The following is a 12,065-nucleotide window of genomic DNA, read 5'->3' as shown; positions in this document are numbered from 1 at the left end:
CCATATGAAAACCTACCAGCCGATCGACGCCACTATCGCCATAACCTATCGTTGCAACTCGCGCTGCCAGATGTGCAATATCTGGCAGGACCAGAATCCGGCCGAATTGCCGCTCGGGTATTTCCGCAATCTGGCGCCGACCTTGAAGCATATCAATCTTACCGGCGGAGAGCCGTTCCTGCGCCCCGACCTGCCTGAAATCGTCGCGATCATCAAGGAGGTTTCGCCGAAGGCCCAGATCATCATCTCCTCGAACGGCTTGGCGACCGAGCTGATCCGCGAACAGATCAATAAGATCTTGGCGGTCGATCCGCAAGTCGGTGTCCGCATCTCCATTGACGGCCTCGCCCCGGTCCATGACCGCATCCGCGGCATCCCAGGCATCTTCGACCACGCCATCTCCACCATCAAGATGCTTAAGGAATCCGGAGTTTCGAACCTCGGCTTGAGCTTCACGATCATGGACGACAACGCTGGCGAGCTGCCGAAAGTTTACGACCTGTCGTGCGAACTCGGCATTGAGATGGCCTTGGCCCTGGTGCAGAACTCCGATATCTATTTCCAAAAGGATTCGAATCGAGTGACCGCGCTGGAAGCGGTTGAACGCGACCTGACCTATCTCATCAGGAAGGAGCTTAAGAGCTGGCGAATCAAGCGCTGGCTCCGCGCCTTCTATGATTACGGCTTATTGCTTTACGCCCGCAAGCAGCAACGTCTGCTGCCGACCGGTGCCGGGAAGGATTCGCTATTTATCGAACCGAACGGCACGATCTATCCAAGCAATCTGATCAGCCAGAAGTTGGGCAATCTGGGAGAGGGGAAGTTAGCGACGACTTGGTTTTCCGCCGCCGCTGACCAGGCGCGCCAGGAGATGGAGGTCAAGAATACCAGCGAGTCATGGATCATCTGCACGATCCGAGGCGAGATGCGCCGGCATCTGCCGAGCGTCGGCTGGTGGATCATCAAGCATAAATTTTTCAGAGCAAGCTTGTAACCGAAGAAGTTGCCTGCCTCTGTATGTCATTTTCGAAGGAATAAAAATTCGTAAGCTTTTATAAAAAAAGCTCCAGAATTTTGATCAAGAAACATGAATTCCCGACCATGCAAAAGACTTCGTCTTTTCTATGCTGACTGAGAAAATGACATACAGAGGCAGGCGACAATAAAGATAATAATCATAATCATGAAAATCCTGCAGATCAACAAATTCTACTACCTCAAGGGCGGCGCCGAGCGTCACCTGTTCGAGCTGTCGAAATTGCTGGAGTCAAACGGCCACACGGTCATCCCGTTCTCGATGCAGGACCCGCAGAATTTGCCGGCACCTTATGCGGAATATTTTGCCAAGCCGGTCGGTTTCGATCATTTCAGCCTATCAGGGTTTTTCAAATTCTTTCATAACTGGGAGGCGGTCAGGCAGCTCAAGCGCTTACTGCGCGATGAAAAGCCTGATTTGGCCCATCTCCATAATGTCGCCCATCAGCTGACACCGTCCATTATCCGCGTCCTGAAGCAGTATGGCATTCCCGTAGTGATGACGCTGCATGATTATCAGCCGATCTGCCCGAGCTATCAGCTGTATGTCAAAGGTAAATATTGCGAACGCTGCAAAGGCGGCAAATATTACCAATGCGCCCTGAATCGCTGCGTCAAAAATTCGCGGCCCAAGAGCCTGATGAGCATGCTCGAGCTTTATCTGCATCGGCGCATCTTCAAGAATTACGACTTGGTTGACCATTTCATCGCCCCAAGCCGTTTCATGGCCGAAGTATCTGCCGCCTTCGGCTTGCCGCAAGAGAAGATATCGGTCGTATACAATTTTTTGGGAGAAGGGCAGCGCATCGAACTGGAAGCTGATGCGGATTACCCCCTTGGCGACTATCTTCTTTATTTCGGGCGGTTGTCCGAAGAGAAGGGGATTAACGATCTGCTTGAGGCCATTTCCGGCACTTCGGCCAAGCTCAAGGTCGTCGGCGCCGGTCCGGAACATGAAAGCTTGCAGGCTCGCTCCAAAGCACTGGGTCTCGGCCGCCAGACGGAGTTTCTGGGCTACCAGGAGGGCAGCGAGCTGATCAGGTTGATCAAGCAGGCCCGAGCGGTAGTATTGCCGGCGCGTTGGCCGGAGAATATGCCCTACAGCTTGATCGAGGCCTTAGCCGCTGGCCGGCCGCTGCTGGTTTCCCGCATCGGCGGACTGACCGAGCTGGTCAATCCGGGCGAGAATGGCTTTACTTTCGCCCCTGGCGACCCCGAAGACCTTAGGCGGGCCATCCTGAAGCTCGAAAAGGCTGATTTCCAAGCTATGTCAGAGGCCTCCAAAGAGCAAGGAAAGAGGTTTGATAGTGGACAGTTTTATCAGAAAATCAGTCAAATATACGAATCATTAATTTGAATTTAAATAGCTAATATTAAATAAAAAATAGTAATTAATCACGAAAACCCTTGACAAAACATTCTGTTTATAGTAGTATAGATTGTTTATCGATATATTTCGTCGATGGCTTTAATTTTCTAAGCGAAACCGTATGAACTACCTAAGTAGTCTGAAAGCAAAAATCAAATCGATCGTTTCGCTCCTATTGATCGTCTCAGTGGTGGCTCAAGGAGTTGTGCTTACAGCCAACGCCGCCGATGCCGTCCCTCTGCCCACCAAACCAGGCGCGAACATGATAAAAGGTGGCAGTTTTGAAACTGACCTCTATACGAGCTGGGGAGTCTGGCAGACAGCCGCTACTCGCCAATATACTTTGTTCCGTTCCTATGAACCGGCTTTCGGGCAGGGATCATACGCAGCCGGAGTTGAAGTTTCCGGTGCAGCTGGCAACCGTGCCAGTGCCGGACTAGTCGGTTCCAAATCCAACTCCTTTCTGATGGAGGCCGGCAAGCAGTACTGGCTGCGATATTATGCTAAAGCTTCCGTGCCGAGCAAACTTTCGGTCTATTTGGAGAACAGTTCGACCTACGTTCCAAGAACGCCCCTGTTCGAACAGTCGGTCGGCACTGATTATAATGAATATAGCCAGATCGTCGTGCCGGAAATTACGGCCTCAGAGCCTGGGCTTCTGGTCTTCGCCTTCGGCGATATCGCTTCAGGCACAACCATGTTCATCGACGGCGTCTCGCTGGTCGAGCTCTCGAGCAAACTGGCAACTTCCGAAGTTCGCGGCTCCATCGGCGACACCAGGAAAGCGCTGCAATTCAACAATTTGAGCTATCTGACTGAGAATGATATCGAAGTCGAGCTCCCATATTATAATCCGACTTCCGGCCAGCCGGAGAGGAAGAAATTCCGCATCGACAGCATGACTGGCGCCGTGGCCTATTTCAGCTTCTATCAGCAGACATTCGGCGGAGTCGGCAAAGTCTATATCAAGGGCCAGCTGGCGGGACAATTCAATTACAATGTCGTGCCTAAAATCATCGAGTTGATCCCGTCGATGCTCGAGGCGGACCAGGACGCCACAATCCGCGTGACCGGTTTCAGTCCGGCTACCGACGCCAGCTTCGTCGTCGTCCGCGTGACGGACAAGACAGGCAAGCAGTGGGACAACTGGCTCAAGCCGATCCGCTTCGATTCCCAATTGAATTACGTTACCGTCAAGCTTCCGACCGGCGTGGTCGCGGGCAGCATGTTCATGCAGACCTCGTTCCAGAACGTAGCCGGCAAGAGCACAGAGAACCGCACGGCGGCTGTGGCCTACAAGGTCAAGCCGGTCATATATAAGATGGTTTGGAGCCAGCGCGGCTACGACCAGGTCGGCGATAAGCTCCTGATCTACGGCAAAGGCATCGCCAATCGTCCGGTCGTGACTTACTGGAACAGCCAAGGCAAGGCCATCGGCACCGAGACTGCCAAGGTCGTCGACATCTTCGAAAAGGATGAGCTGATAGAGGTCAAGGCCTTGAAGAATGCCAACTCGGCCACCGTGACCGTCACGGTCAACGGCGTCGTTTCCGATAAAGGCCAGGCCTTGTCTTACTCGGCCAAGCCGCGTTTGAAGACTATCGCTGCCAAGAACAGCCGCTTCTCGACTGAGACTGCCGAAAGGCTGCCGGCGGCTGCTATCGGCGAGACCATCACCCTGACGGCCGAGGGCGTCAATCCTGATGCCAGCTCATCGACCGCTATCGAATTCCAAGGTTATGGCCAGCGTGTCGCCGCTCCCGTGCTGAAGAACGCCAACGGCGTAATCTCCGTCGTCGTACCCAACAGCGCCCAAACCGGCTTCGTCGCTATCGTCATGAACGGCCAGAAATCGAATTATCTGCCTTTGGAAATAATTCCTAAAATCGTCAACGTGACTCCAGAGCCGGTCCAGCCGGGACAGCCTATGCTTATCACCGCCTACGGCGTCGGCAGCAATATCAATCTGGCCAAGGTCATCTTTACCCTGACCACCAGCGAGAAGGTCGAAGTCACCCCGAGCAGCCTGACTGTCGGTGCCAATGGCACGGTCGTCAGCTTGACCGCTCCGATGGCGATTTCCAACAAGTATTCATCAGTCAACCTGCGTTATGACCGCTGGCAGGATGATGGCAAGGTCAGCTTGTCGGTCCGTCCGACCGTGACCGACGCCCAGATCGACTTGAACACCGGCATCCTGACCATCAGGGGCTACGGCTTCTCGATCAATCCGCGCGAGAACGTCATTACCTATAAGTATGCCGACCAGAACCATACCGTAATCAATCCTAAAGTCCAGATGATCGGCGTCTATCCGACGGTCGATGGGCAGGAGATCCGGGTCAAGATCCTGGATACTTACCATTATGGTTACGTTTCGGTCAGAGTCGGCGATTACACCAGCAATGAATCCGACTTCGGTCCGGTCTCGATCCGCAAGGTCGTCCGCTCGGTCGAGTTCGTCAAAGAGCTCAACCAGGTGACCGGCGCAGTCTACATCTATGGCTACAACTTCGGCACCGAAGGCGGAGTCAGGGTCGGCTCGACTTGGGCCAACGTCATCTATCGCAGTGAATTCTATATCGTGGCCACTATCGACCAGAACTTGCTTAATTCAGGCCCGGTCATCGTAACTAAACCTTAGAGCATAAACATATGAAAATAGCCGTTATCGGACAAAAGGGAATACCAGCCAAATTCGGCGGCGTGGAAAAGCACGTCGAGGATCTGGCTACCAACCTGGTGCAGCGCGGCCATGAAGTGTACGTCTACACTCGCCGCAACTACACCCCGGCTGACCTTGCGTCCTTTCGCGGCGTCAATCTGATCAGCCTCCCGAGCGTCAATTCCAAACACTTGGATGCGATCAGCCACACATTCCTAGCCTGCCTCGACGTCGCCCGCCGCGACGTCGATGTGGTTCACTTCCACTCCATCGGACCGTCGTCGCTCCTCTGGCTGGTGAAGCTCTTGAAGCCGCGGACTCCGGTCGTCGCCACTTTTCACACCCAGTGCTACATGCACCAGAAATGGAACAGCCTGGCCAAATTCTATCTCCGCTTCGGCGAATTGGTATGTTGCAAGCTGTCTGACCGGACCATTGCGGTCTCAAGGACCTTGCAGCGGTACGCCAATGAGAAGTACGAGCAGGAGACCACCTATGTGCCGAACGGCGTTGCCGTCGAGCCTGTCAGCGAAAAATCGGCTTTAGCCCAATGGGGGCTTGAATCGGAAAGTTATATCCTGGCCGTTTCGCGACTGGTCAAGCACAAGGGCGTCCATTACCTGATTGAGGCGTTCAAGAAGATCGAGACCGACAAGAAACTGGTCATCGTCGGCGATAGCGCCTTTACCGATAAGTATGTCTCCCAGATCCATCGATTGGCCGAGGGCGATCCACGGGTTATCTTCACCGGCAACCAGTCGGGCGAAGACCTCAAACAGCTTTTCAGCCACGCCTATGCTTTTGTCCAGCCCTCCGAATCGGAAGGCTTATCGATCGCCTTGCTTGAGGCCATGGCTTACCGCCAAGCCGTTCTGGTGAGCGATATTCCTGAAAATCTCGAGGCGCTGCCCGGTACGGATTATGTCTTCAAGAACAAGAGCATCCGCGACCTGCGCGACAAGCTGCAGCAGATGCTTGATAATCCGGCAGACGTAGCCCAAAGCCGCGATCGTAACCGCCAGCATGTCATTAAATACTATAATTGGAATGACATCACCACTGGCGTCGAACGAGTCTACGATGAGGCGCTGAAAGAGAAGAAGTCCCAGCGCCGACGCTTTCCGCGGATGAAAATCATCGGACAGCTGATGCATCTCTTGTTTTAAAGAAAATAAAAATATAGATAACCGGCCCGCCATTCAGGCGGGCCGGTTTGTTTTAAGCCTTTATTTTTTCTTTTTAATATGTTAAGAATCCTTTAGAGCGTAAATCAATATTATGAATATCTTAAAAATAGACACTACGGACCCCGAGGCTCTGACTGCGGCTGTATATAGGGATGCAGACCTGATCGCCGAGGAGAAAGTGCCAGCGCGCAGACGGCAGTCGGAAGAATTGTTGCCAGCTATCGACCGGGCCTTGGCCAAAGCCGGGATTCGCATGATCGATCTGGAGAAAATCATCGTGGCTAACCAAGGGGGCAGCTTCACTTCATTGCGTATCGGCATTGTCACGGCCAACGCCATGGCCTATGCCTTGCAGGTTCCGGTTGAGGGTACGGTCAGGAACGAAAAGCAGCCAGATAAGGCCTATGTCGAACCGATTTACGACAATACTCCGGATTTCGTCGTTAAGAAAAAAAGCCTTTAAAACAGCTCCAACTGTGGATAAGAATAGGTAACAGCTTAATTTTCTCTATAAAAATCATCCCCACCACTGGCTAGGGGGTGATTTTTTTATTTTTTTTGTTTAATGTTGGCTAATTGATTATGATGGCAAAGTGGTGGAAAGTGGTTGACTTCGGTTTGTTCGTGGGGTAGAATGAAATAAGAAAGGTGAAAAGTGGGGAAAAGTGGAGGATTATCCAATCGCCTCCCGCTCACTCGCCTAGCCCGTTTACCCATGCTTGTCAGCCTTATCGAAATGTAAGGCACAAAAGGGGTTTGGCTAGCCCGGCTAGCCGCACTCCTCTTGAGCCCTAAGGGCGAAAACACCGCTTATGTTTATCGGAGAGTACAAGCACAACCTAGACGCAAAAGGGAGGCTGGCAATACCAGCTAAATTTCGCGTGCTTTTGGAGGGTGGAGCCGTAGTGACTAAGGGTTTGGACAATTGCTTGTTCCTTTACCCGAAAAAAGAATGGGAGCAGCTAGCTAGAAAATTAGCCGCTTTGCCGATCGGCAAAGCCAATACCCGCGCCTTTGCCCGTTTGATGCTGGCCGGAGCCGCCGAAGTCGATTTCGACAGCCAGGGCCGCATCATCCTGCCGGAACATCTGCGCAAATTCGCTGGCTTGAATAAAACGACGGTCGTAGCCGGCCTGTTCGACCGCTTGGAAATCTGGGACGAGTCAGTCTGGGAGGCTTACAAAGAAGGCACCGAGGCCAAGAGCGGCGATATTGCCGAGGCTCTAGGCGAACTTGACGTTTAGTATGTCCAGTTATCATACGCCGGCAATGCTCGACGAAGTCATGGAATATCTGGAGCCGGTCAAAGGCGGCAACTATCTGGACGGGACTTTCGGCGGCGGCGGCTATAGCAAGCGCATTGCGGGCGAATGTCAGCCCGGACAAGTCATCGGATTCGACTTGGACCCCTTGGCCCACGATCAGGCCGAAATCATCAAGGCATCAGGAATTGATAACATACATGTGATCCCTGACAATTTCAGTCGGATGAAAGAGAACCTAGAAGCCGAAGGTTGGTTGGAAAAGATCGGCGGCTTCGATGGACTAGTGCTGGACTTGGGGCTGTCATCAGCCCAGCTAGCCGACCGTGAACGTGGCTTTTCTTTCCAGGCGGACACCCCGCTCGATATGAGTTTCGGCGGCGCAAAGAGGAGCGTCGAAACGACCGAGGCGATAGTGAACGGCTGGACGGAAAAGGAGCTTGAGCGCATCTTGCGCCAATACGGCGAGGAGTCCCATTCGCGAGCCATTGCCAGGGCAATAGTCCGGGCTCGGGACAAGTCACCGATAACCACGACCGGGCAGCTGATTTCCGCCATCGAGTATTCCTTACCGCCCAAGGCTAGGCACGGACAGAAGCATTTCGCTACCAAGACCTTCCAGGCCTTGCGTATCGCCACTAACCGGGAACTCGAAAGCCTGGAGCTGGTGTTGGCGCAATCGCTGGAACTCTTGAAGCCTGGCGGAAGACTAGTGGTGGTCAGTTATCACAGTCTCGAAGATCGCATCGTCAAGCAGTTCATCCGCGAGCAGACAATTGATTGCGTCTGCCCGCCCACCTTGCCGGTCTGCAGCTGCGATCATCGGGCCACCATGAAAAGCCTGACCAAGAAACCGGTCCTGCCGACTGAAGAAGAAGTCAATAATAACCCTCGCGCCCGCAGCGCCAAGCTAAGAGCTGCGGCCAGGATATAAAATAAAATAATGTCACGCTCCAAAAAAATCTCAAAAACCAAAAATTTGAAAAATCTGCACGTTTATAATCGGGTACTATTATTGGCTATGGTAGTCTGCGGCATCGCTTATCTGGTCGGCATCAACGACTTGTCGATCAAGAACTACATGCTATTAGAAGAGAGGCGGAAAGCTAATGCCGTCAGGAACGAGATTAATCAGCTCGAGGTCAAGGCCATGTCCCTAAGTTCATATAATAATCTGGCTCAGCGGATCGCCGACTTGGCAATGGTCAAAGTCGACCAGGTCAAATATCTCAATGCCAATCCGGCGGTGGCATTGAAATGAGCCATTAGCCATTACAATGTCATTCCGGCAACGTAACAACAAGAAGAACGCAACGCAAGATAATCGCATTAGGTTCATAATGGCGGTTGTTTTTTTGTTGGGCGCAACGGCTATCTATAAATTATACGACTTGCAAATCCGTCAGCACGGCCGCTATGTGGCGTTGGCTCAAAGGCAACAGCAGGGAGTCAGCACGCTGCTGCCGAAGCGCGGCCGCGTCTTCATCCAGGACAGTCAGGAATTCAAGGCCAACGGCGAACTTTTCCCCTTGGCGACGAACAAGCAGTTCGCCACCATCTATGCCAAACCGTCCCTGATCAAAGATGTCCCTGCCGCCGCTGAAGCGCTTTACTCGACCTATAATCAGAAGCGTGTCGAACGCGAAATCGATGATTTGATTGCCAACGACCCGACCATGGCTTCATCCACCGCCGAATTCAGGCAGGTCAAGAAAGAGCTGGAACTGCGCCAGCGCAAAGAAAAAATCATAAATGAATATCTGGCTGTTCTGGGCAAAAAAGACGACCCTTATGTCCCGATATCGAAAAAAGTCGAGGAAGAAGAGGCTTTGGCGATCAAGGCTCTCAAGATCGAAGGCTTGAATTATGACATGTTCCAAGACCGCTACTACCCCGAGAGGAATGTCGGATCGCACGTCTTGGGCTTTTTAGGATATATGGATGATACTAGGCGCGGCCGCTACGGCCTCGAAGGGTTTTTTGAAAGAGAATTATCTGGGAGCAGTGCTACCATGAATGTCGATAAAAGCGCCTCGGGCGACGCCATGCTCAAGACGGATCAGCTCGACAAGGTTACCGACGGCAGCGACTTGATTTTGACTATCAATCGATCGGTCCAGTTCGAGACCTGCCGCCTGCTCAAGGCCGCCGTCGATCGCCATGGCGCCAATGGCGGCAGCGTGGTGATCATGGAGCCGAAAACCGGCGCCATCATCGCGATGTGTGCCGTGCCTGACTTCGACCCCAATAATTACCGTGAAGTGGAAAAGATCGAGGTGTTCAACAATCCGGTCATCTTCGACAGCTACGAGCCAGGCTCAACCTTCAAGGCTATCACGATGGCAGCGGCTGTCGATCAGGTCAAGGTTGGCCCCAACACTACTTACACCGACAAAGGCTATATCATGGTCGACGGCTGGCCTAAGCCGATCAAGAATTCTGATTATGAAAGTAAGGGCGGCCACGGCGTTACCAGCATGAATATCGTCCTGCAAGATTCATTGAATACCGGTTCATATTTCGCCATGCAATCGATCGGCGCGCCAATGTTCGCCGAGTATCTCAAACGGTTCGGCTTCGGCGAAAAGACCGGCATCGAACTTGAAACCGAGACGGCGGGCAATATCATCAGCATGACAGGAAAAAAAATCAAACCGGTCGCGGCCGCTACGGCATCTTTCGGCCAGGGCATAACAGCCACCCCGATCCAGATGATAAATTCGTACGCCGTCATCGCCAACGGGGGAATGCTGATGAAGCCGTTCTTGGTCAAGGCCATCATCTCTCCTGATGGCGGACAGATAGTTACCCAGTCGACCCAGGTCAGGCGTGTGATTTCCAACCGTACGGCAACCCTGATGACTGGAATGCTGGTCAATGCCGTTGAGAACGGCCATGCCAAGCGTGCCAAGGTCCCCGGCTACTACGTGGCCGGCAAGACCGGCACCGCCCAAGTTGCCTCTAAGGACAAGAAGGGTTATGGCGATCAGACGATCCAGACTTTCATCGGTTATGCGCCAGCCAACAGCCCGAAATTCGTGATGCTCACCCGTTTGGACGACCCGAAAGATTCTAAATTCGCCGAAAGTTCAGCCGTGCCGCTATTTGGCGAAATCGCCACTTTTGTATTAAACTACTATCAGGTACCGCAAGAACGCAAGATCGAAAGCAAAAAATAAGCATATGTTCAAAAAAATATTACAATGGAAATTGAGATTCTGGTCAAGGATGATTCTGCGCAAGTATCAGCCTGAGGTTATCGGTGTCACTGGCAGCGCTGGCAAGACCAGCTCGCGCGAGGCGATCTATACGGTTCTATCGAGCAAATTCCAAGTCCGGCAGAATATCAAGAATTACAATAACGAAATCGGTTTGCCTTTGACCATCATCGGCATCGAGTCGCCCGGCCGCTCGCTTTTGGGCTGGATCAAGGTTTTTTTGAAAGCGACCAGCCTGATCATCAAAAAGGACAAGACCTACCCGGATATCCTGGTCTTGGAGATGGGTGTCGATCAGCCTGGCGACATGGCGTATCTGACGGACTTCGTCAGACCCAAGCTTGGCGTGGTCACCCTGATCGGACCGATGCACCTGGAGCATTTCGGAACTATCGAGAAAATAGAGAAAGAGAAAGGCGGTTTGGTCTCGGCCCTGCCCAACGACGGCTGGGCGATAGTCAATTATGACGACGAGCGTTGCCGGGCTATCGGCAAAGCAAGCAAAGCCAAGACGCTGACCTACGGTTTCGATCAGAAGGCTTCGGTCCGCGCCGTCGAGATATTCTTCAGTTTCGAACATCAGGATGACCATGAAGGCTTGGCTGGCGTCAGTTTCAAGCTGAGCTACGACGGCTCGATCGTGCCCGTGCTTCTGCCTAAAGTGTTGGGGTATGGCGCGATTTACGCCGCTTTGGCTGGCGCTGCCGTTGGCGTAACTTATGGCATGAACCTGGTCGAAATCGCCCAGGCTCTCCGCAATTTGCGGTCTCCTAAGGGGCGGATGAATATCATTCCCGGAATCAAGCAGACATTGATTATCGATGATACGTATAACGGCTCACCGCAGCCCACTATCGCTGCCTTGCAGGTGGTGGGCAAGATCCCCTTGGCTAAAGGTGCGAGAAGAATCGCGGTTCTGGGGGACATGATGGAGCTGGGGCATTTTACCCAAGAAGGGCATCGTAGTGTCGGCCGCACTGCTGCTGAGAATAAGATCGACATCCTGATCGCGGTAGGCGAGCGCTCTAAAGAGACGGCCAAGGCGGCTGAGCAGGCCGGCATAACCAAGGATAATATTTTCAAATTCGACTCATCTGAAGAGGCGAAGGTATTTCTGAAGGACCTTTTGCTTGCGGGCGACCTGGTATTAGTCAAAGGCTCACAGTCCATGCGCATGGAAAAGGCAGTTAAGGAAGTAATGGCTGAGCCGCTCAAGGCCAAAGAGCTCTTGGTTAGACAAGACTGGTCGGACGCGTAAACCAAAAATTCAGACAGGCCGGCAATTTGCCGGCCTGTTTTTTTATGTTTTTTGGCTTATTTTAGGCAAGA

10 protein-coding genes are annotated in these 12,065 nt (G+C 52.7%); all 10 read left to right on the top strand.

What is annotated here, in order from left to right; genetic code table 11:
• Window positions 1–4 precede the first annotated feature (4 nt).
• On the top strand, window positions 5–994 hold the full coding sequence (locus tag HGA34_01575) for a radical SAM protein (GenBank protein ID NTW22217.1): 990 nt from the start codon (window positions 5–7) through the stop codon (window positions 992–994).
• Between the two features lie 189 nt (window positions 995–1,183).
• On the top strand, window positions 1,184–2,392 hold the full coding sequence (locus tag HGA34_01570) for a glycosyltransferase family 4 protein (protein NTW22216.1): 1,209 nt from the start codon (window positions 1,184–1,186) through the stop codon (window positions 2,390–2,392).
• A 133-nt stretch (window positions 2,393–2,525) separates the two neighbouring features.
• Entirely contained in the window at window positions 2,526–5,048 is a 2,523-nt protein-coding gene (locus HGA34_01565; protein ID NTW22215.1) for a hypothetical protein, read from the top strand.
• A gap of 11 nt (window positions 5,049–5,059) precedes the next feature.
• Window positions 5,060–6,235 carry a glycosyltransferase family 4 protein gene (locus HGA34_01560; GenBank protein NTW22214.1) on the top strand — a complete coding sequence of 392 codons (1,176 nt, stop codon included), beginning with the start codon at window positions 5,060–5,062 and terminating at the stop codon, window positions 6,233–6,235.
• Window positions 6,236–6,347: 112 nt separating this feature from the next.
• Window positions 6,348–6,719 carry a tRNA (adenosine(37)-N6)-threonylcarbamoyltransferase complex dimerization subunit type 1 TsaB gene (gene tsaB, locus HGA34_01555; protein NTW22213.1) on the top strand — a complete coding sequence of 124 codons (372 nt, stop codon included), beginning with the start codon at window positions 6,348–6,350 and terminating at the stop codon, window positions 6,717–6,719.
• Between the two features lie 349 nt (window positions 6,720–7,068).
• A complete protein-coding gene (gene mraZ, locus HGA34_01550) occupies window positions 7,069–7,500 on the top strand; it encodes a division/cell wall cluster transcriptional repressor MraZ (protein NTW22212.1) in 432 nt (143 codons plus the stop codon).
• Window position 7,501: 1 nt separating this feature from the next.
• The gene (rsmH, locus tag HGA34_01545) at window positions 7,502–8,452 is read left to right on the top strand and encodes a 16S rRNA (cytosine(1402)-N(4))-methyltransferase RsmH (GenBank protein NTW22211.1); all 951 of its coding nucleotides are present in this window, start codon (window positions 7,502–7,504) and stop codon (window positions 8,450–8,452) included.
• Window positions 8,453–8,497: 45 nt separating this feature from the next.
• Window positions 8,498–8,779 carry a hypothetical protein gene (locus HGA34_01540; GenBank protein NTW22210.1) on the top strand — a complete coding sequence of 94 codons (282 nt, stop codon included), beginning with the start codon at window positions 8,498–8,500 and terminating at the stop codon, window positions 8,777–8,779.
• 16 nt (window positions 8,780–8,795) lie between these two features.
• Complete coding sequence (locus HGA34_01535) at window positions 8,796–10,697, top strand: penicillin-binding protein 2 (protein NTW22209.1); 1,902 nt, start codon at window positions 8,796–8,798, stop codon at window positions 10,695–10,697.
• A gap of 4 nt (window positions 10,698–10,701) precedes the next feature.
• The gene (locus HGA34_01530; protein ID NTW22208.1) at window positions 10,702–11,994 is read left to right on the top strand and encodes a hypothetical protein; all 1,293 of its coding nucleotides are present in this window, start codon (window positions 10,702–10,704) and stop codon (window positions 11,992–11,994) included.
• Window positions 11,995–12,065: the final 71 nt, after the last annotated feature.

This window comes from Candidatus Falkowbacteria bacterium (assembly GCA_013336275.1).
Taxonomy (GTDB): domain Bacteria; phylum Patescibacteriota; class Patescibacteriia; order Patescibacteriales; family GWE2-39-37; genus JAAXUA01.
The sequence above is the reverse complement of the archived record's forward strand: the minus strand, read 5'-3'. Positions and strand labels throughout refer to the sequence as shown.

Bases quoted from the DNA above. Each gene is read 5' to 3' on its own strand.
- HGA34_01575 (NTW22217.1), top strand. From the start codon at position 5: ATGAAAACCTACCAGCCGATCGACGCCACTATCGCCATAACCTATCGT.
- HGA34_01570 (NTW22216.1), top strand. From the start codon at position 1,184: ATGAAAATCCTGCAGATCAACAAATTCTACTACCTCAAGGGCGGCGCC.
- HGA34_01565 (NTW22215.1), top strand. From the start codon at position 2,526: ATGAACTACCTAAGTAGTCTGAAAGCAAAAATCAAATCGATCGTTTCG.
- HGA34_01560 (NTW22214.1), top strand. From the start codon at position 5,060: ATGAAAATAGCCGTTATCGGACAAAAGGGAATACCAGCCAAATTCGGC.
- tsaB (NTW22213.1), top strand. From the start codon at position 6,348: ATGAATATCTTAAAAATAGACACTACGGACCCCGAGGCTCTGACTGCG.
- mraZ (NTW22212.1), top strand. From the start codon at position 7,069: ATGTTTATCGGAGAGTACAAGCACAACCTAGACGCAAAAGGGAGGCTG.
- rsmH (NTW22211.1), top strand. From the start codon at position 7,502: ATGTCCAGTTATCATACGCCGGCAATGCTCGACGAAGTCATGGAATAT.
- HGA34_01535 (NTW22209.1), top strand. From the start codon at position 8,796: ATGTCATTCCGGCAACGTAACAACAAGAAGAACGCAACGCAAGATAAT.
- HGA34_01530 (NTW22208.1), top strand. From the start codon at position 10,702: ATGTTCAAAAAAATATTACAATGGAAATTGAGATTCTGGTCAAGGATG.